The sequence below is a fragment of the Actinoplanes auranticolor genome, from assembly GCF_018332655.1.
In the GTDB taxonomy this organism is placed as follows: Bacteria; Actinomycetota; Actinomycetes; order Mycobacteriales; family Micromonosporaceae; genus Actinoplanes; species Actinoplanes auranticolor.
This window is the reverse complement of the sequence record NZ_BOQL01000019.1, coordinates 1-21,100: the sequence shown is the minus strand read 5'-3', so window position 1 is coordinate 21,100 and position 21,100 is coordinate 1. Positions and strand designations below refer to the sequence as shown.

At 66.9% G+C, this 21,100-nt stretch carries 10 protein-coding genes and 2 pseudogenes; 6 read left to right on the top strand and 6 right to left on the bottom strand.

Going from position 1 to position 21,100, the window contains the following annotated elements; all coding sequences use genetic code 11:
- The first annotated feature begins 260 nt into the window (after window positions 1–260).
- The 3 genes from Aau02nite_RS11450 to Aau02nite_RS11440 all read left to right on the top strand — a co-directional run bounded on the left by Aau02nite_RS11450 (window position 261) and on the right by Aau02nite_RS11440 (window position 11,294).
- The gene (locus Aau02nite_RS11450) at window positions 261–770 is read left to right on the top strand and encodes a hypothetical protein (RefSeq protein WP_212988348.1); all 510 of its coding nucleotides are present in this window, start codon (window positions 261–263) and stop codon (window positions 768–770) included.
- Window positions 771–1,732: 962 nt separating this feature from the next.
- Entirely contained in the window at window positions 1,733–4,465 is a 2,733-nt protein-coding gene (locus tag Aau02nite_RS11445; protein ID WP_212988347.1) for a DNRLRE domain-containing protein, read from the top strand.
- A gap of 181 nt (window positions 4,466–4,646) precedes the next feature.
- Window positions 4,647–11,294, top strand: coding sequence for a polymorphic toxin-type HINT domain-containing protein (locus Aau02nite_RS11440; RefSeq protein ID WP_212988346.1), 6,648 nt, complete (start codon window positions 4,647–4,649; stop codon window positions 11,292–11,294).
- Between the two features lie 1,158 nt (window positions 11,295–12,452).
- On the opposite strand, the pseudogene Aau02nite_RS11435 reads toward Aau02nite_RS11440, so the two are convergent.
- Both Aau02nite_RS11435 and Aau02nite_RS11430 read right to left on the bottom strand, forming a co-directional pair.
- Window positions 12,453–13,011 (bottom strand): annotated as a pseudogene (locus Aau02nite_RS11435) (transposase family protein); the annotation flags it as partial.
- A 199-nt stretch (window positions 13,012–13,210) separates the two neighbouring features.
- A complete protein-coding gene (locus tag Aau02nite_RS11430) occupies window positions 13,211–13,924 on the bottom strand; it encodes a helix-turn-helix domain-containing protein (protein ID WP_212988344.1) in 714 nt (237 codons plus the stop codon).
- Between the two features lie 314 nt (window positions 13,925–14,238).
- On the opposite strand from Aau02nite_RS11430, the gene Aau02nite_RS11425 reads away from it, so the two are divergent.
- Window positions 14,239–15,402, top strand: coding sequence for an FAD-dependent oxidoreductase (locus tag Aau02nite_RS11425; RefSeq protein WP_246595062.1), 1,164 nt, complete (start codon window positions 14,239–14,241; stop codon window positions 15,400–15,402).
- 439 nt (window positions 15,403–15,841) lie between these two features.
- Window positions 15,842–16,453 (top strand): helix-turn-helix transcriptional regulator, encoded by a 612-nt coding sequence (locus tag Aau02nite_RS11420; RefSeq protein ID WP_212988343.1) that lies wholly within the window; start codon window positions 15,842–15,844, stop codon window positions 16,451–16,453.
- Window positions 16,454–16,791: 338 nt separating this feature from the next.
- On the opposite strand, the pseudogene Aau02nite_RS11415 reads toward Aau02nite_RS11420, so the two are convergent.
- The 4 genes and pseudogenes from Aau02nite_RS11415 to Aau02nite_RS11400 form a co-directional block, all read right to left on the bottom strand.
- A pseudogene (locus tag Aau02nite_RS11415) lies at window positions 16,792–17,295 on the bottom strand (transposase); the annotation flags it as partial.
- Between the two features lie 477 nt (window positions 17,296–17,772).
- Window positions 17,773–18,123 carry a DoxX family protein gene (locus Aau02nite_RS11410; RefSeq protein WP_212988342.1) on the bottom strand — a complete coding sequence of 117 codons (351 nt, stop codon included), beginning with the start codon at window positions 18,121–18,123 and terminating at the stop codon, window positions 17,773–17,775.
- A gap of 284 nt (window positions 18,124–18,407) precedes the next feature.
- Window positions 18,408–19,088, bottom strand: coding sequence for a hypothetical protein (locus Aau02nite_RS11405; protein WP_212988341.1), 681 nt, complete (start codon window positions 19,086–19,088; stop codon window positions 18,408–18,410).
- 87 nt (window positions 19,089–19,175) lie between these two features.
- The gene (locus Aau02nite_RS11400) at window positions 19,176–19,931 is read right to left on the bottom strand and encodes an NADPH-dependent F420 reductase (protein ID WP_212988340.1); all 756 of its coding nucleotides are present in this window, start codon (window positions 19,929–19,931) and stop codon (window positions 19,176–19,178) included.
- An 81-nt stretch (window positions 19,932–20,012) separates the two neighbouring features.
- Here Aau02nite_RS11400 and Aau02nite_RS11395 point away from each other — a divergent pair, with 81 nt between their 5' ends.
- Window positions 20,013–20,621, top strand: coding sequence for a TetR/AcrR family transcriptional regulator (locus tag Aau02nite_RS11395; protein WP_246595063.1), 609 nt, complete (start codon window positions 20,013–20,015; stop codon window positions 20,619–20,621).
- The last annotated feature ends 479 nt before the right edge of the window (window positions 20,622–21,100 follow it).

Here is a 21,100-nt window from a genome sequence, read left to right as displayed (position 1 = left end):
TACTGAGGATGGAAAAGGCTCTCTGTAGCACGCGCGTGCCGACGTGACCGGCCGCGCCCCTGCCGCAGGCGATCATGATCGTCGGGCGCGGCGGGAGATCTGCGCTCTGCATGCGTCGTTCGGCACAGCAACGTAGGGCTCTCGACGAGCCCTCTTTGTCCGGGTCGAAGGCAGCCTACGTTTCTGGCCGATTCTTGGGCAGCCTCCGACGAGGGTTCGAGGCCAGGTGCGGTCGCGCAGCTGCTCGTCGTCATGATCGAATGTCGCCGATCATCACGATGCACGCGAGGGGACAATCGGTGGGCGCTACAGCACAGGATCGGCAAAGGCAACGCCGTCGCTCCACGCTGGTGGTCGGGACCGCGGTCGTCCTTGCGGCCATCACGACGGCTGTCGTCTGGGTGTACGGACGGCCGGCAACACCCGAGGCCGAGGCGCCGCGGCCGTCCGCGTCCCCCTCCACCACGCCGAGCAGAGCCCTGCGAGTCGCCGCGGTCACGTACGAAGTGTCAGGCGAGGGGCGAGTGGACATCTGGTACACCGATCCAGCACGCACGGAAACCACGACCCTGTTGAATCAGCAACTGCCCTGGCGAGTGGAGCTCGCACCGCACGCCGTGTCGTTCGTGCAGATCACCGCCCGCCGTACGAAGTACAGCCACGACGGGCAGCCGGTGAGGGCGCTCGTCGACGGCGTCGAAGTCTGCAACGGTACGAATGTGGGTGGCTACATGAAGTCCACTTGCTCGGAGCTTGTGCCACCGCTGTGACCCAGCCACCGCCGGCACCCCCATGCCCAGCGACGCACTGACATACCGCGGTTGGTGCGCGGTACGGCCTGATGCGTGCGGGACCAGGGGGGCGTCGTGACGTTGGTCTGGCAACTGGTCGGCTCGTCGCGGTTTCTGCTGGCGTGGCCTGCCGGCTGCGACGGGGCGTCGCGGGACTGCGACCTCAAGCGGCGGCTGCCGTACTGAGTGTCCGATCGGATACCGCGTTGTCGTCCGATCGGACACTTCTGGAGTGCTTCCATGTGCCTCGATCTGGTCCCACCTGGATATCGAGGTGTGCTTGCCCATCGATGTCTGTTTGTCAAGATCGTGTGTGGTGGCTGGGTGTGTCATAGCGTGTGCCCTGCGTGGGTTCTCCGCTGAGCTCCGCGAATCCACGGGGGGCGGCAGCGATGGGTACTGCGTCATGGGCTGGGCCAGCGCGTCGGAGGCGGTCATGGTTGTCCGGGACCCTCGTCAGCACTCTGGCACTGTCCGCGTTGGTAGGTGCCGCACCCGCGGATGCCGCCCCTGTTGAGGCTTCGCCGGCTCTGAAGTCGCCGGTGCCGCAGACGGCCACCACTGAGGCGCAGGCCGCGGCGCTGGCGTATCGGAGTCGTCAGCCGGTCGAGGTGACCGGTCGGACCACTGAGACGTTGCGGGTGTGGGCGTTGCCGGACGGCTCTTACCGGGCTGAGACGCATGTGGCGCCGGTCCGTACCCGCGACGGCAGCGGACGTTGGGTGGATGTGGACCTGGCGATGCAGCGCCGCTCGGATGGCAGTGTGGCGCCGAAGGCGCATCCGTACGGGTTGACGTTGTCCGGTAAGCGTTCTGCGGACACGACCGGGTTCGTGACCTTGGGCGCCTCGGATACCCGCACTGCTCTGGGATGGCGCGGTGCGTTGCCGGAGCCGGTGCTGGACGGGCGTAAGGCTACGTACCGGGAGGTGCGCCCGGGTGTGGACCTGGTGGTGGAGGCCGGCCGGTCGGGTTACGAGTATTTCGTGGTGCTGCACAACGCGCAGGCGGCGGCGGCCATGGCGACCATTGCGCTGCCATGGGATGACGGGTCGATGACGGCCAGCAGCCCCGCGGTCGCCGGAACCGAGCTGAGCTTGAAGTCGGCGTCCGGTGCCGGCGTGCAGGTGTCCGAGGCGGTCATGTGGGACGCCCGCACCTCACCGACCACCGGGGAGCCGGCGCACGTGGCGGACGTCGATGTGGCGATCCGCGGCAATGCCGGCGGCAACACCGACATGGTGCTGACGCCCAGCGCGGCGTTCCTGGCCGACCCCGGTTTGAAGTACCCGGTCACGGTCGATCCCGCGATCAACGTCGAACCGAAGTTCGACGCGTACGTGCAGAACACCATCACCAACACCGACAAGTCCGGTGCCGACGAGTTGAAGATCGGCCGGGTCGTCGACCCTGCGGAGGGCTGCTCCTCGGAGTGCAAGGCGCGGTCCTACCTCAGCTTCGGCGGACTGGCCGAGCTGCGCGATGCGAAGGTGACCAAGGCGGAGCTGTTCCTGTGGAACTACCAGTCATGGTCCTGTACCGCGGCGAGCTGGGAGGCGTGGCAGGTCGACTATGTCGACGAGACGCTGCGGTGGGGTAACCAGCCGACGTGGCGGGAGAAGGACGGCACGTCCAGCGGGACGAAGGGCTACAACTCCGGTTGCGGTGACGGCTGGGTGTCGGTGTCGGTGCAGAAGACGTTCCAGGCGCTGCTGTCGGGCACGGGTAACCGGGCCAACGTCGGGCTGCGCGCGACGAGCGAGACGACCAACGCCGGCTGGAAGAAGTTCAATTCCTCGGAGGCGTCCTCGCACACGCCGTATGTCAGCATGACCTACAACCGGCGGCCCAATGTGCCGACCGGGTTAAAGATCGACTCGTGCTATTCGGCGTGTAATTCTCCGGCGGTCGTGCGGTCCGGGACGCCGCGGCTGTGGGCCACCGTCTCCGACCCTGACGGCGGGACGGTGCGTACCGAGTACGAGGTCTACAACAGCACCAAGGGCACCCAGCTCGCGAAGTCCGGCACCACGGTCACCGGTGTGTCCTCCGGCAGTTTCCGGCTCTGGCGCATCACCCCGTTCTCCAAGCAACCGCTGCCGGACCACACCTACCATTGGCGCGCTCGGGCCTGTGACAGCTACCAGTGCGGCGACTACTCGGCGTGGTTCACGTTCGCCGTCAACACCCAGGACCCCACGCTACCCACCGTCACCAGCTCGCAATATCCGCCGAAGACGACCGGAACGTGGAGCGGCGGACCCGGCCAGCCCGGAGCGTTCACGTTCGCGCCCAACGGGGCGAGCGAAGTGACGGAGTACGTCTACTCCCTCAACGACGCCAACCCCATCACCGCCGCAGCCGGTGTTGCCGGCGCGGAACGCCTGGCCGCCAACCAGACCAGCATGTCCAGCCTGAGCGGTATCACACCGGGCAGTTCGGCGGTCGTCACCCGCGATACCACCCGCGGTCACACCGGCGGTGACTCGCTGAAGATCGTCCCGACGGCGACCGGCGATACCAGCGGCTACAACGAGTACGCCGCCATCGCCGGTGACGCCGGCAGCGGGTTCCGGCTCGGGATGCGTGCCGGAGGCCGGTACCGGGTCACCGGCTGGGTGTATGTGCCGGCTGCCACGGGCTTGAACGCGACGTCACCTGGCCGCGGTCTGCGGCTGGCGCCTTCCTACACCGTCGCGGGCAGCTTCTTCCACGTCATGTCGCCCGCTCCGACAGTGACCGACACCTGGGTCCAGCTGTCGGTGGTCATGAGCGTGCCGACCAACGCCACCGAGGCATACCTGCGGGTGTGGAACGGGTTCGCCGCCGGTAGCGGCAAGGCGGTCTACTTCGACGACCTGTCGGTCCAGGAACTCACCGGGACCACGCTGAGCGTGTCCCTCACCCCGACCAAGGACAGCACGAACGTGCTGTCGGTGCAGTCGCGCACCGCCACCGGCGCCACGTCGGACCCCCGGATGTATCTGTTCCTGGTCAACACCAGCGAGGGCGAATGGCGGTGGGGGATGGACGACAGCGCCGGCACGGTGGCGACCTCACAGCCGGCCGGGCACTCCGCCACCTTCGGCGTCGGCGTGGGATGGGCCGAATCCGGTCGCTTCGACGGAGCGGTCACCCTCGACGGGACCGGGCGGCTAGCCACTGACGCACCTGTCCTCAACACCAGTGCCGCGGCCGGGTTCACCGTGGCCGCCTGGGTACGCCTGACCGACCTGAGCGCGTCACGGGCCGCCGTGTCGCAGCAGGGCGCCAACGCTTCGATGTTCACCCTCGGCTACCGCAACGACATCGACGTCGACCTCGACGGCGTAGCCGATCAGGCATGGTGCTTCACCGCGACCAGCACCGATACGACCAACGCCGGCGGCGCCAGCGTCTGCACCACCCAATTCGTCGCACCTGACGACTACATCAGCCTCATCGGCATATACGACAAACCCGCCGGGAAGCTTCGCCTGTACGTGCAGGGCACACCCGACTTCGGCGGAGCCGAACCGGCCGCCGTCGATGCGCCCGCCGCCTGGTCGGCGACCAACGCGCTGATCATCGGCGACAGCACTCCCGCGCAGCCGTGGGTCGGCGACCTCGACCACGTCTACGCCGCCCAGCGGGTATGGGACGCCGCGGAGATCGCCGTCCATGCCCTGGCCTGACGCTCCGAACATGCCGAACCGATCCTGCGAGCCGGAAAGAGGTCACCGCGTGACCGCCGCACACCCTTCACGCCCCGGCCCGCTCGTTGCCGGCTCACGTCCTGCGGGTCGGCGTCGGCGCGGTATCGCCGCCGCGATGGCGGCCGCTGTCGCGATCGCCGTCGCCGTACAGGCGCCGGACATGGCCGAAGCCGCGCCGCCCTGGACTCCTCGCACGCCGGCCGAGGCCGCCGGCGTACCGGTCAAATCTCTGAAGCACACCGTGCGGCCCACCTGGACCGCCGCCAAGAAGGAGGCACGCGGCGCCGCGACGGTGACCTGGCCCGCCGCAGGCGCTGCCACCGTGGACCTGCCGGCGACGGCCAAGGCCGCCGCTAGGACCCCCAACACCCTCTCCACGGGAACGCGGGCCGGCACGTTGCCGGTGTGGCTGTCGGCCACCACCGCGCCCACCGGAGGCGCTGCCAGCCGCGCGGCCACAGCAGCGGCGCCGGTGCGCCGGGCCACGGTCGAGGTTGCCGACCGGGCGGCGACGGTCAAGGCCGGCGTCTCCGGGCTGCTGCTGTCGGTCGCCCGCGCCGACGGAGTACGACAGTCTGGCGGCGTCGATGTTCGGGTCGACTACCGGGCCTTCGCCCAGGCGTACGGCGGTGACTGGGCATCGCGGCTGCGGCTGACCTCCCTGGCCACCGGCCGGCCCCTTCCCACCAGCAACGACGTCCGCACCGGCACGGCCAGCGCCACCGTGCCGGTGTCCGCCGACGGCAAGGCCTCCATGGTCGCCTTGTCCGCCGGCGCGTCCGGTGACAGCGGCACCTACACCGCGACCAGTCTGTCGTCGGCCGCGACCTGGAACGTCTCCCAGCAGACCGGCGCGTTCTCCTGGTCGTACCCCTTGGCGGTGCCGCCGGCGATCGGCGGACCGGAACCACGGCTGGATCTCGGCTACGCCTCGAGCTCGATCGACGGCCGCACGGCGGGTACCAACAGCCAGGGCTCATGGATCGGTGACGGCTGGGAGATGTGGCCGGGATACATCGAGCGGCAGTACAAGCCCTGCGCCGACGACCAGGACGACATCCGCGGCAAGGCTGCCAACAACAAGAACAACTTCGGCGGGGACCTGTGCTGGCTCAAGCCGGAGGGTAACGCCACCATCTCGTTCAACGGTCGCGCCACCGAACTGGTCAAGTCCTCCGGTGACAGGTGGAAAGGCGTGTCCGACGACGGCTCGCGCATCGAGCTGCTCAAGGACCCCTCGTACGACAACGGTGACACCGACGGCGAGTACTGGAGAGTCACCACCACCGACGGCATCCAGTACTTCTTCGGCCGCAGCAAGGGCCCCGCAGGAGCGTCCGGCGCCACGGCGACCCAGTCGGTCTGGACCGTGCCGGTGTACGGCAACCACCCCGACGAGCCCGGCTATGCGGCAGGCGATTTCTCGGCCTCCCGCACCACGCAGGCCTGGCGGTGGAACCTCGACTACGTCGTGGACACCCACGGCAACACCATGAACTACTTCTACGAGCGGGAGACCGGCGCCTACGGCCGCGAAGGCAACAAGGACAAGCGGACCACCTACGACCGCGGCGGGTGGCTGTCCCGCATCGAGTACGGCAACCGCGCCAACGCGAGCATCACCACCCAGCCAGCCGCTCGGGTGCTGTTCGATGTGGCGGACCGATGTGAAACCACCTGCTGGTCCGGTACCGATCCGGTGCAGGGCTCGTGGCGTGACACACCCTGGGACCAGTTCTGCAAGGCGGCGCCCTGCGTCGACCAGCAAGCGGTCACCTTCTGGACCGCGAAGCGACTGTCCCGCATCCGTTCCCAGGTCTATACCGGCACCGGCGACACGTTCTCCGATGTGACGTGGTGGACGCTGCGGCACAAGTATCTGCAGACCGGCGAGAACAGCGGCGACCCGATGTGGCTGGCCGGCATCACCCGCACCGGCAAGGTCATCACCGCAGGCGGCGGCGAGGAATCCGAACCGGAAGTGGTGTTCGACCCGGGCAGCGAACCACGCCCGAACCGGGTCGACGCCGGCAGCTCCGACGGCCGATCGGACCTGTTCCGGTACCGCGTCAACACCATCACCACCGCCTCCGGCGCCCAGATCGCGATCACCTACTCCCAGCCGGAGTGCCGGCGCACCGCCCTGCCGACAGTGCACGACAACACCAAGACGTGCTTCCCGCAGTACTACGCACCGGCCGGCGAGACCGCGGAACTCGACTGGTTCCACAAGTACCGGGTCACCCGCGTCGACGTGTACGACAACACCGGCGGCTTCGACCACGAGCAGGTCAACTACGACTATCTCGACGCCCCGGCCTGGCACTACGACGACTCCGAACTCGTCGACGAGAAGAAGCGCACCTGGGGCCAGTTCCGCGGGTACGGCAAGGTCCGCGTGCGCAAGGGTCTCGAATCCGGGGTGCAGTCGGCCACCGAGTACCGCTACTTCCGCGGCATGCACGGCGACAAACAACCCAACGGCACCCGCACCGAGACGGTCACCGACTCCCAACAGCAGGAGATCACCGACCACGACGCCTACGCCGGCATCGCCCGGGAAGTGACGACCACCCTCGGAGCGGGCGGCCCCTGGCTCTCCGGCACCATCAGCACACCCGCGGCCAGGCAAACCGCCAGCTCCGGACCGCTCAAAGCGGCGATGGTCAACACCCCCACAACGCGCAACCGCACCAAGCTGTCCAACGGCACGACCCGCTGGACCAAGACCGTCACCACCTACAACGACGACAACTTCCCCGAAAAGGTCGACGACCTCGGCAACGAGGCGACCACCGCCGACGACCGGTGCATCCGCACCTGGTACGCCCGCAACGACGGCAACTGGATGCTCGGCGCCATCAAGAAAACCGAGACCGTCGGCGTCAACTGCGCGACCACACCCAGCCTGCCCGATGACATGCTGGCCGGCAGCCGCACCACCTACGACGCCGTTCACAAAGACTGGAACACCTACCTGCCGGTCAAGGGTGACGTCGCCAAGGTCGAGCAGATCAGCGCCTGGTCCGGCACCACACCGACCTGGACGACCACCGCAAAGTCCACCTACGACGAGGTCGGGCGCATCAAGGACACCTACGACGCCCTCGAACACAAAACCTCGACCACCTACACACCGGAGCTGACCGGACCGCTGACGGCGACTACCGCCACCGACGCGATGGGCCGCACCGTCACCACCACCTTCGCCACGGCGTGGCAGGTACCGGTGACCACCGTCGACGACGCCAACACCGCCCGCACCGACGTCACCTACGACGGCCTCGGCAGAAGCCTCAAGGTGTGGCTACCCGGACGCGCGAAAACCACCTACCCGAACGCGCCCACCATCGAACACATCTACCTGATGCGCAACAACGCACCGACCGCCGTCACCACCAAGACGCTTCTGCCCACCGGCACCACCGCCTACCGCACGTCGATCACCTTGCTCGACGGGCTCCTGCGCGAGCGTCAGACCCAGACTCAGGCCACCGGCGGCGGCCGAGTGCTCACCGACACCGTCTACAACTCCCGCGGTCTGGTCGACTGGGTCGCCCAGCCCTACTACGACACCACCAACCAGCCCCCGTTAACCGACCTCGTCGGCAACACTGCCGGACAGCCCTCGCTGCCCGTACCGGCGCTGACGCTCAACGTCTACGACGGCGCCGGACGCCTCACCGACGCTATCTTCAAGATCGGCGTCAACGAGGCTACAAACGAGAAATGGCGCACCAAGACCGTCTACGCGGGTGAGAAGACCACCGTCATCCCACCAGAGGGCGGTACCGCCACCACCGGCGTCACCGACGCACGCGGCAACGCTGTCGAACTGCGCCAGTACAAGAGCCGCGCCCAGGCCGGCGGTGACGATCCCGCCACCTTCGACAAAACGGTCTACCGCTACACCGACCGCGGTGAACTCGCCGGGATGACCGACGCCGCCGGCAACACCTGGACGTACACCTACGACCAACGCGGCCGAAAGCTCAAAGACGAGGACCCGGACCGCGGCACCTCCGTTCACACCTACGACCCCGTCGGCCGGCTCGCCACCACCACCGACGCCCGCGGCGTCACCCTCGCCAACACCTACGACCCGCTCGGCCGCAGAACCACCGTCCGCAACGACTCCATCAACGGACCCGTACGCGCCGAATGGATCTACGACACCCTGCAATACGGCGTAGGCCAGCTCACCAAATCCATCCGCTACGAACCCGCCGGCTCCACCAACGCCTACACCTCCGAAGTCACCAAATACGACCCGGCCGGCCGGCCCCTCGAAACCCGGATCACCCTCCCCGACAGCGAAAGCGGCCTGTGCGCCGCCACCGGCACCACCCCCTGCACCTACACCTACGCCGCCACCTACCGGCCAGACGGCCAAACCGCCACCACAAGCCTGCCCGCAGTCACCGGCCTACCCGCCGAGAAACTGACCATCGGCTACAACGATGTCGGCAACCCCTCCATCCTGCTCAACGCCGGAGTGCAGATCTACGTCAATGCCACCACCTACAACAAACTCGACCAGCTCACCCAGCTCGTCCTCGGCCAGCACGGCAACCGGACCGAGATGACCCACGTCATCGACACCCGCACCGGCAGGCTCACCAACACCAGCGTCCTGCCGGAAAAAAAGCCCGAAGTCCTCAACTACACCTACCAGCAAGACCCGGCCGGCAACCTGCTCTCCATCACCGACACCCCAGCCGGCGGCACCGCCGACACCCAATGCTTCCGCTACGACCACCACCGCCGCCTCACCGAGGCATGGACACCCACCACCACTGAATGCGCGCCGGACCCCGACGCTGCCGCCCTCGGAGGACCGGCCAGGTACTGGCAGTCCTACCGATACGACCAGGTCGGCAACCGCACCGTCGAAACCGACCACGTCAACGCCACCGTGCGCGCCTACCAGTACCCCGCCCCTGGCGGACCGGCCGGAAGCCAACCGCACGCGGTCACCTCCGTCGAGACCACCGGCGCCATCACCAAGACCGACGTCTACGGCTACGACGAAACAGGAAACACCCACACTCGCCCCGGCGGAACAGCCGGCCAAACCCTCACCTGGGACCCCGAAGGACACCTCGCCACCGTCACCGACTCCACCGGCAAGACCAGCTACCTCTACGACGCCGACGGCAACCGCCTCATCCGCCGCGACCCCACCGGCGCCACCCTCTACCTGCACGACGGCACCGAAATCCGCAAACCCACATCCGGAACTGCCACCGGCACCCGCTACTACGCGTTCGGCGCCACCCCGATCGCCACGCGAACCGCCACCGGCGTCACCTGGCTGACCGGCGACCACCACAACACCAGCGAAGTAGCCGTCGCCAACGCCGACCTCAGCGTGTCCCGTCGACGGACCCTGCCCTTCGGCGCCGACCGCGGCACCGCCCCGACCACCTGGCCCATGACCATGGACAAGGGCTTCGTCGGCGGGACCAAGGACAACACCGGCCTCACCCACCTGGGCGCCCGCGAGTACGACCCCATCATCGGGCGATTCATCAGCGTCGACCCGCTCCAGGACCTCACTGACCCGCAGCAGTGGCACGGCTACGCCTACGCCGGCAACGCACCCACCAACAGCAGCGACCCCAGCGGACTCATCGAAGAAGACTGCGCCATATTCGACTGCTACGGCTACAACCCCGACACCGGATGCCACAAAGGGTGCGGCTCCACCGACAATGTCAACTGGGGAAAAGGCAACGGAAAATCCGGCAGCGCACCCGACAAAAACAAGAACCCTGACGTCGTAACCACCTCCGTCGTCCTGCCAGCCGAGATGCACGAAGAGGACAAGGAAGAATTCAAACGCCGTTGGGTCGAGCAATCCGGCAAATTCCTCGCCGAGAAGAACCTGGGCGGCTCTACGAACGCCCTCCTGCTCGCACAAGACCAAGCAGACCTGGCGACGCACGTCTGCAATGCCATGGGACGCGAGAAGTGCGGCGCCTGGTACGGGAAGTTGTACGACCTTTATCTCGGTACGTTGATGGATACGGGCCTTGCTGGGATGGACGACATTCTCAGTGGCCACCTCAAATCAAGTGGGGCGAAGTCAGCGGCCGACCCTACGGCGCCAAAGAGCAACTCGTGTAATAGCTTCTCCGGCGAAACTCGCGTCCTCATGGCCGACGGCAGCCACAAGCTGATCAGCGAAGTACGGGAAGGTGACCGCGTCATCGCCGAAAAGCCGGAAACCGGCGAGCGCGGCCCACGAACCGTCACTCACGCCTGGGTGCACGGCGACACTCTGTATGAGCTGAGAGTCGGCGACGAGCGCATCGTAACGACCGAGGACCACCCGTACTGGAATAAAACCGCCAAGCAATGGCAACGCGCTGACAGCATCCCGATCGGCGACGAGCTTCAATCGGGATCCGGCAACGCTGTAACGGTGCAGGGCTTCGACACGAACAGCAGACACTTCGACGCCGCCTATAACCTAACGGTGGATGAACTCCACACGTTCTTTGTAGTCGTCGGCAACACTCCAGTGCTCGTTCATAACTGCGACAGAGACGGCGGGGTCTACGTATTTACAGAGAAGAACTCAGGTCTGCCGTACGTTGGCCAAACCAATAATTTCGACCGCCGGCTCGCAGAACACGCACGTACCGGTAAGCGTGATCCGGATGATCCGGTCACCTGTATCCACGTCTGTGGCGATCAGCATGCTCGTGAGGCTGTAGAGTCGGAAGTCATCGATCTGCTAGGTGGTAAGGACAAATTGGCCAACAAGGCGAACTCCCCGGGGTTGGGTCGGAGGGGGTCGTAATTGGACAATATCGCAGTGTATTATTGCTTTCTTGGGCCAAGTTTAATTAGTCGATAGGAGGGTAGAGAAGCTGTCCGAGCAAGCTGTAATCGTTCACCTCTCGTTAGGTGATGATGACTTTGGGGCGAAGGCGACGCGTGACGCCGTTCGTGCCCTAGAACGAGCAATAGAAACGGTTCTGGAGGTCCATGGTGTAGGCGAGCTGGACGGCGATGAATTTGGTGGCGGCGAGGTCATCTTGTACTTGTATGGCGCAGATGCGGATACATTATTCGGATCGATTGAGCCGTTGGTTTCGCGTAGTGCTTTGCGGCCAGCCCATGCAATCCTCCGTTACGGCGAGGCTAGTGATACAGCTGCCCGTGAGCGCCGGATAGAATTCTAGAGTGGTTTGGCTCAAAGTTTTAACCCGTTCGGGTGGCTCGAGTCATCGGGGTCGGTTTCGCCGCGCTTCAATTGCGCGCTCTGGGTTGAAGTGACGCCAAGCGCAGAACCTGCCGCTGAACGCGCATGGCGGCTGTCAGCGAGATTATTGAGTCTATCTCGCAGAAGCCTTCGACCGGGCAGCCTTCGGCGGTGGTTTATTGCAATAGTTGCGCCAGGGGTAGCTGGCTCGTCGCCGGTGAGGGCAGCGGTGATGTGTCGTTGACCCATTGGAGTTTGCGGAGGGCGGCGATCTCGGCCTCGACCTTGCCCTGGGACTGCGGCGGTTGCCGGGGCAGGCGGAGGGTCTACGGGCACGCATGATCGGTGCGTCGACTTGGGTGTTCCAGTCGCGTTCGCGTTCGGCGAGCATGATGACCTGGGCTTCTAACCGTGCCCAGTTGCCATCAGCAGCTCGCCGACGAACCCGCTGATACAAGGTTTTGCGGCGCCCCGCAGCGTTCCGGCGGATTTCACTTCGGCGAACCGGCGCGTGTTGCCATAGCACGTCGCGTTGATCACCTGCCGGTGATCATGCCTCTGCCCGGTGAGAACAGCGGCAACCGTCGTAACGGGGGTCGCCATGAAGTCCGGCTGAGCGCGATCCCTTTGATCCAGGTTCCACCGAGCGGGGGATCGCCCTTGTCGATCTTTGCCCTACGTGCGCCTCGGGCCATGACACGCACGTTAAACTCGCAGCATGAACGCTCATGTTGAGCATGGGTGCGTCGTACGGGTGTCCGGGTTGCGGCCGGGCAGCACGTCCACCCGCCGGCGTGTCTGCGCGTCGATGAGCACGGTCGCGTAGCGGCTGCGGCGCCGCAACGCGAAGTCGTCCACGCCCAGCACCCGTGGAACCGGCGGTGCGGTCACCGGTATCCGCAGCAGCGCCCGGACCGTGGAGTGCCGCGACAGCGGAACCGCCAATTCCGACAGCAACCTGGCCGCGCCACGCCCGGCCAGTTCCCGGGCCACCGCCCCGACCTTGAGCCTGAAGAGGCACAGTCCGCCGCTGATAGCGCTGCAACACTCCCGGGACCTGCTCACGAAACGTCCGGCGGCACCCGACCGTCGGGCAGACCAACCGCCGCACCCGCACCACGACCTGCACCCGGCGTGCGTCGACGGGCACGTCACCCACGGTCCGCTCATGAAAGCCATGCACCCGGGCCGTCAGCACACCACAATCCGGGCAGACCACCGCCACCAACGGCGTGGACGCCCGCACCCCGATCCTGTCACCGGCGTCTTCCACCTGTTCGACCACCAACGGAACCAGCCCGCTGAACACCACCCCAGCAAGATCATCAACGACACACCGGGACCACTATCCAACATGGACACGAGCACGTTCCGTCACCACCGAAAGAGCACCAGAGCCGTTCGCGTTACGGACCCGAGAAGACCTCGGTGGTTGATAGCGGTCGGCATGACGCTGACCTGGTCGCGACGGGGACTGCGGTCCCGGCGAAGTTTGGCCACGAGGCCAACATTCAGGTGGAGAGGTACTGGGTGGGGGTTTGGTCGTAGCGTTTGCGGAAGGCGCGGATGAAGTGGCTGCTGTCGGCGAAATGCCAGCGGGCCGCGACCTCGGAGACCGTGTGGCCGGCGGTCAAGGCTCGGCGCGCCTCCTCCAGGCGGCGACGCCGGATGTAACCGGCCGTGGTCTCGCCGGTGGCGGCGAAGGCGCGGCTCAGCGTGCGTACGGAAACGTGCAGTTCGCGTGCCAGCAGCCCCGGTGTCAGCTCATGGTCGGTGAGCCGGTGGTCGGCGAGTTCGCGGGCAGCCCGCGCCAAGGCGGGCGCCAGGGCGGGCTGGGTGTCGTCGACGTACCGGCGCACCACGCCCCGAGCGAGCTCGATCAAGGCATTGCGGGCCGCGGACAAGCCGGCCGCCTCCAGGTCGTCGACCGTGTCGTGCAGCAGGCTCGCGTGCGCCAGCAGCAGCCGCACCTCGGGTGCGGTCGCCGGTCTGGCCACCGGCACGTCACCGCGGTAGCCGCCGATCTCGGCGATGGGGATCCCGATCGTCCGCGCGGCGGTTCGGGGGTCGGCGTCGAAGCCGACCAGGCCACCGGCACGATGGATCATGAACTGGCCGGCCCGGACCGCAAGCTTCGTACGGTCGTAGCGCAACGTCCACGTACCGCGGCGCACCGCGTACAACCGGAGCTCCGTGTCGTCCTCCGGCGAGCTTCGCGCGCGCACGCCCGTCGGGGTGTGGAAGTCCGTGACCACAACATCTTCGACTCGGGCGTCACGGCTGCGAACCCGTACGCCGGCGGCCGCGTCCTGACCGGCTGAGGGCGGCGCACAACCGTGTGCCGGCGCCGTCGCGCCGACCGGCCCGGTTCGTGCCGTCCGGCGGCGGGAAGCGGTCATTCGCCCATCCAACACTTGTCCCGCAAGTCCCACCGATTGGCTCGCCCGTTCAAGCGCCGCCGGGTGGGCGCTCCTACGTTGGCAGGCAAGCTGGCCGGCGATGAAGCACGAGCCAGCCCGCGACCAGGAAAGGTGGGGAATTGGCGGCCACACGACACGTGACGATTGTCGGCGGTGGGCTGGGCGGTCTGGCCTTGGCACGCATCCTGCACGTACGCGGGATCCCGTCGACGGTTTACGAGCTTGACGCGTCGGCGCGGGCCCGCGACACGGGCGGCACGCTCGGCCTGAACGCGGACTCGGGCCAGCGGGCCCTTGCCGAGGCCGGCCTGTTCGAACAGTTTCGCTCGATCTCGCGGGACGCAGGCGAGACAACCCGCCTTCTCGACCGGTTCGGAACCGTGCACTTCGATTTGGCGTACGAGGGCGGCGCCGGCGTACGACCCGAGGTGGACCGCGGCGACCTGAGGCGCCTGCTGGTCGCATCGCTGCCCGAGGGCGTGATCTGCTGGAACACGAAGGTGACCTCGGTGACGAGGCCGGGCGGCGGGCGCACCGAACTCACCCTGGGCAACGGTGAGACCGTTCAGGCCAAGGTCCTCGTGGGAGCCGACGGCTCCTGGTCGAAGGTACGCCCGCTGCTGACGCAAGCGGTCCCCCGCTATACCGGCGTCTGCTTCGTCGAGGACCTCCTGTCCGACGTCGACACGTCGCATCCCGAGGCGGCGGACCTGGTCGGGCCTGGATCGATGTACGCTTTTGCGGACGGCCACGGAATCATCGCCCAGCGCAACGGCGGCGGCACGATCAGAACTTATCTCGCGGCGGTCCGAAGCGACGAGAACTGGGCCCGCAAGCTCGCGGACGACACCGACGCCCGCAAGCGGCTCCTCGAGATTTTCCACGACTTCGCGGCCGGCCTCCGAGCGCTGATCGGCGAGGGAGAGGGACCCCTGGTTCCGCGCCCGATCCACGCCCTTCCGGTAGGGCTCAGGTGGGCGCGGACCCCCGGCGTGACCCTGCTCGGCGATGCGGCGCACGTGATGTCCCCGTTCGCCGGTCAAGGAGCGAACCTCGCACTGCTCGACGCCGCCGAACTCGGCGCCGCGTTGGCGGAAGACACCGATGTGGAAGCAGCCCTCACCACGTACGAAACAGCGATGTTCGCCCGCGCCGAAGCGGCCGGCCGGGCCTCGGCGGACAATCTCGCGGCGAGCTTCGCCCCCGACGCGCCGCAGCAACTGGTTGACCAGGCCAGGGCCTGGATGCGGCGAAAGACCGAGGCAACCGCCCCGCCCACCTGATCAGGCGAGTGCGCGCCGAGGTCAACGCGGGCCCGGCCGGCTGGCTTGAGCAGCGCTTCGACGGCCTCACCGCCCAGCGCGTGGCGATCATCGAGTTCACGCGCCCGCATTTCTCCTAGAAAGCCCTCGCAGGTCCCCTGAGCGACGGCGAGTCCAGCCACGGAGGAGCACAGCGGTGCACCCGATCTCGACAGCCTCCAGCTCGTACAAGCAACCATGTGCCACCAGCGCCTGCGCGGGTCGCTCGCACCCGGTCCAGAGATGGCGTCCCAGGAGTTTGCCCTGGCTCGAGGTGCTGTTCGTGCGGGGGTCTCACAGCTATTCCGAGTACATGCTGGACCGGGGATACACGCTTTCCATCACCTGCAGCGACACCGCCCCACCGCTGCGATACCGCGGCCTCGACCACCCACCGGCCGGGACTGGGACGATCACTGTCGTGGAGCCGGACGAGGTGGTCCAACCGCTTGTCGCCGGCCCCGTCACGGCCCATTTCACCACGTTCACCGTGCTGCGCCCGCAACCGCTGCTGGACGCGAACCCGCAAAAGGAACCGCCTCGATTCAGCCACCTCCATTACGCCGATCCGGAGCTCCACACCGAATTCGCCACCCTGCACCTCGGCCTCACCACCGGCCTAGACCACGAGACACTCCAGGCCATGTCCGCCGCCCTGCTGCGCAAACTCGTCGACCGGCACGCGGCGCCCCCGGGCACCGTCACCGAGCCACACCGCCCCCGCGCCCTGCGCACGGTGCGGCAGATCCTGCGCGACCGGATCGACAGCAACATCACCCTCGACGAACTCGCTGCGGTCGCCGGGTTCAGCCGCCACCACGTGCAGCGCAGCTTCCGCCAGGCCTACGGCGTCCCGCCCCACCGATACCGCACCCTGCTGCGGCTGGCGAGCGCCCGGGCTCTGCTCGCACAGGGCCTTCCGATGGTCGACGTAGCACCACGCCTGAGCTACTTCGACCAGAGTCAATTCAACCGATACTTCCGGAAAGCCTTCGGGATCAGCGCCGGCGCTTACGCCCGCGCAGTCCGGTAACCGGTGAACGACATTGGTGACGATGCCCGGACTCATGACAGGCCCGACAGGGCACTTTCTATCTCCGGGGTCCCGTCGGGGAGTGTCAAGAAAACGGCTCTGGCTCACATTCGGTGGTAGCTCCGCGTAGCGGCCCGAAATCCAGCCTGGCACCGGTGAATGATCCTTGCAAAGCTCGCTAAACGGGCGCCCCTTCGGGCCCTGGGCGTTCGCGGGGCGCGACATGGAGGTCTCGATTCTTCCACCACGACAGACCCAAGGGGCACGCGTGACGACTACGGAAAGTCACCACCGAATGTGAGCCAGAGCCGCGCTAACGGTGTTTCCGGCTTCTTCGGTTAGTAGTTTTCGGCGGCCGGGAACCGGTTGCCGAAGGTGCGTTCAGTGCTGGTTTCCAGCGCACCGCCCATCGTGCTCGGCCTTGGCCGGTCGGGTCCAGCGACCGGGTCACCAGGTAGAGACATTTCAGGGCGGCCTGCTCGGACGGGAAGTGACCGCGGGCCTTGATCGCCGGCGGTAGCCGGCGGTAGCCGGCGGTAGGGGGCGTTCAACGACTCGATCGCGTTCGTGGAGCACAGCACCCGGCGGATTTCCAGGTCGTAGTCCAGGAACGGGATGAACTCGTCCCAGGCGTTGTCCCACAGCCTGACGACCGCCGGGTAACGCTGCCCCCAGGTCTCGGCGAGCTGCTCGAACGCTCCCCCGGGCCGCGGCGGCGTTCACGGCGGTGTAGATCGGTTTGACGTCGCGTTGCAGTGCAGGCCAGTCCCGCTTGGATGCCAGCCGAAGGTGTTACGGATCAGGTGGATGATGCAGGTCTGCACGATCGTCTGCGGCCATAACGCAACCAGCATCACGAGACACTAGGCAGTCGCGGGCGAGGGCGATGCCGGACGTGACAGCCGACGACGCGACGCGCGGAAGGTTCCCGAGCAGGTTCGCCAGCTCGGCGCCCGTAGTAACGGGCGTTGTCGTCGGTGAGGAGATCGATCCGCTCGATGTGGCGTGGACGCGGTCGCCCCAGGACGCGGGGATCTTGCCGGGATGGCGAGCGTAGAGGGTGACGGCGTGGCCGCGATCGAGGAACTCGGCGACGGCGAGGGATCCGATGGCGTCGGCGTGGCCGAGACGGTGACGTTCACGGGTTCTCTCCGTTCGGGTTCAGGCCGTCCAGGCGCAGCAGCGGGGACGTCCCGGACTGGGGGAGGAGAGTAGGTGCCGCCGATCGCCGGCACCTGCTCTCCTCCCCGGACCCGCGGGCTGCACCGTCGTCAGGTCGCCGCTGCGCCGGCGATCTCCGCGAGGAGCGTGGAGGGCTTTCAGAGCGTCGCGAGGCCCAGCACCAGCGGAGCCACGGCGACGAGCATGATGGCGGCCGGCGTACCGACGCCCTTCTTGTCGCCCGCACGCAGGTGCGTGATCACAGCGCCCAGGAAGTAGAGGACGACACCGATCGCCGCCGCGAGGCCCAGCGGGCGGTAAACGATGCCGGCGAGCAGCCCCAGCGCGCCCGCGATCTTGACAAGGCCGAGAGGCAGGAACCAGCTGTCACGCACCCCGAGCGCTTTGAGCGGCTCCGTGATCTTCGGGTCGCGGATGATGTCGGCACGGGCGGACATGAGCAGTGCCAGCGACAGCAGGACAGCGACGACGACATAGGCGATGAACACGGAGAACTCCAGAGAAAAGACGGGACGGGCCCGAGCGGCCGGGACCGCACTGCGGCATTTGGCGCTTTGGGTTGCTCTTACTGCGTGACGGCGCGCACCGACCACCAGCCGCGGATCACGTCGTGGTAGACGCCGGCACCGCAGCCGGCGATGACGTCGGCCAGGTGCTCCTCGTGCCGTGCAGGGCATCTGCAGATTGGCGCAGCGGACTTCGATATGAGTTTGCCGGACTCTTTTCCATCGTCCGCGAGTCGGCCAACGCGTGCACACCGGCGAGACGGTGGTCAAGAGAAGTACTTGAGGAATGCTGTCGTGTCGGCGTAGTAGGCGGTCAGCTTGGCGATTTTGCCGCCGGCGAAGTCGTACCGTTCGATGATCGATGTGTGCCAGCCGCTCCGATAGCCTTCGCGCGCGGAGAAGTCGATCTCGTAGTAGTGCAGCACGGTGTCGCCGTTCTCGAAGAACTGTGATCCGCCGGTCACGAACCGGACACCGGTTCGCATCGCCATGTCGGCTGCGGCAGTGCGCCACTGGTTCCAGCCGTTGATTCCGACGAGGCGGCCGAAAAGACTGTCGGGTTCAGTCAGAACGGACTCATCGGTGATGTAGTGCGGCAGCTTGGCGAGGAACGCCTGCTCGTCGAGCATCGTGGATTCGATGAAGGTGCTGTATGCCTGAACGAACTCGATGTTGCTCATCGGACTCACTTCGGGTCGGAGGAGTGGGGAAGTGCCCCGGCCAGCGCATCCGGCGAGCAGGGCTTCGGTACAGATCCGGAGGGCCGCTAGGCCCGGGTGCAGCGACGGTGCAGGTTTTAACAGGACGTTGTGGAGCTTGGTCGTGGAGTAGGCCAGCTCCGTTGTGAAGTCCCGCACGTGTTCGAGGTCGTCGAGCACCCACTCGCCCGCGATGCGCACGCCGTTGCCCGCGGACTGGATCACGGTTGCCCGGCTTACGGTGAGCACCTGTCGAGACGATCACCGAAAAGCCTCACAGCGGATCAGCGCCAGACCCCCGACTCGGAAGGTGTCTAGCCAATGAGTATTCGCTACTTATGCGGTTTCTAGTCCGGGTAGGTATCCGCCGGCGGTGCCGCGTACGGCGGAGTCGAGGAGTTTTCTGATCTGGTCTGCGGGAACGGGGGCGCCGGGGTTGGTGAGGTGCCAGCGGAATTCCTCCTCCGGATCGAGGCCCTTGGGTGGCTCTCCGGCGAAGTAGGGCTGGACGTAGACCGGGGTGGTGGGTTCGCTGCGCCAGCTGTCGGCGAGGGTGCCGAAATCCACGGTGTCGTAGCCGAGGGTGTCGAGCAGTGCGGTGACCTGGGCTTTGGCGGCGGGGTCGTCGCCGGCGATGGGCAGGGCGCTGCGGTCGGGGTCGCCGGTGGGACGCGCCCGGTTGGCGAGGCTGATGTAGGTGATGCTGTTGAACGCCTTGACCACGTGGGAGTCGGCCAGGTGCTGTTGCACCAGCTGGCTGGAGGTGAACTGGTTGGAGTCCAGTTCGGCGATGCGGCCGTCGCGTTGCGGGTAGTAGTTCATCGTGTCGATCACGGTCTTGCCGGCCAGTTCCGCGGCGGGGAGCTGGCGGTAGGCGTGGAGCGGGATGGTAGCTACCACGAGGTCGCCGTAGCGCGCGGCGTCGGCGGGAGTGCCGGCGTGGGCGTGCTCACCGAGGTCGGTGACGAGGTCGGTGAGGGTGTCGGGGCCGCGGGAGTTGCTCAGGACGACGTCCAGGCCGGCGGCCACGGCCAGGCGGGCCACCGTGGTGCCGATCATGCCGGCCCCGATCAGGCCGAGGGTTGTGGTCATGACGGAATTCCTCCGATCGAAGTTTCCCTACGACTGTAGCTTAACCTACATCTGTAGGCAATATATGCTGATGGTGTGACCATGACGGAAGGCGGCCCTCCCGCGGGCGATCGGCGGGTGCGGCGTACCCATGCGGCACTGCAGGGCGCGCTGATCCGTCTCGTTGAGGATCGGGAGCTGTCGCAGATCAGCGTTGCCGACGTCGCCGAGCGGGCCGGCGTGAGCCGCTCAACCTTCTACGACCACTACCGGGACGTGCACGAGCTGGCCGAGGCCGCCTGCACCGGGATGATCGACGAGCTGGTCGAGGTGATGACTGCCCTGGGCGGCGACCCCGAGACCGGGGATCCGATCGAGTCTTTGCAGACTTTCTTCGCTGCTCTGGCCGAGTACGCCAGCCTGTATCGCAGCTTGCTGGGACCGCAGGGAAGCGCCCGCGTCATCGACCACATCCGGCGCCGCATGGCGGCCGCCGGGCTGAAGAGATCCACCGGCAAGAGCGCGGCCACGCCCGACGATCCGCACAATGTGCCCGCCGCGTTTGTTGCGGGCGCGCTCGTCGGGGTGGCCACCGACTGGCTACAACGCGACTGCGTCCACACGCCGTCGGAGATGGCCATACTGACCTGGCCCATTCTCTCCGCCTGCCACTTCGACGCGCACGCACCAGCACACCGGCCTCGACCGTGACGAGCGGGCCGCCGAACCCACGACGCGGGTCACGTGAGGTCGACGATCACTTTACCGACCACACCGTTCTCGCCGGCGAGATGCGCCGCCGGGGTCGCTTGGCGCGTAGGGCTTTGGGCCAGTCGGGTATCCGGCGGGCGGGTCGGTGCGTGGGCGCCTCTCTCCGGAGTTGTCGTCAGACGGGTCCGGCGGGCCGCTGGATTGTCCAGGCGCAGCTACCGGCGCTGCTGGTAACCACGTTAGGCTCACCGCATGAACACTCATGTTGAGCATGGGTGCGTTGTACGGGTGTCTGGGTCCCCCCTCGGACACACATTAAGCACACGGCCGAGATCGGAACTGACGATCTCGGCCTTCAGTGTCTTCAGGCCTGGCTTGCAGGTCATCCTAAGAGCTCCTAACGCGATCTCTACCCGGTCCATCTGATCAAGCGGCGCCAGCAGATCATGGCGCAGGCGAGGCTGACGAGACCGTCGTGG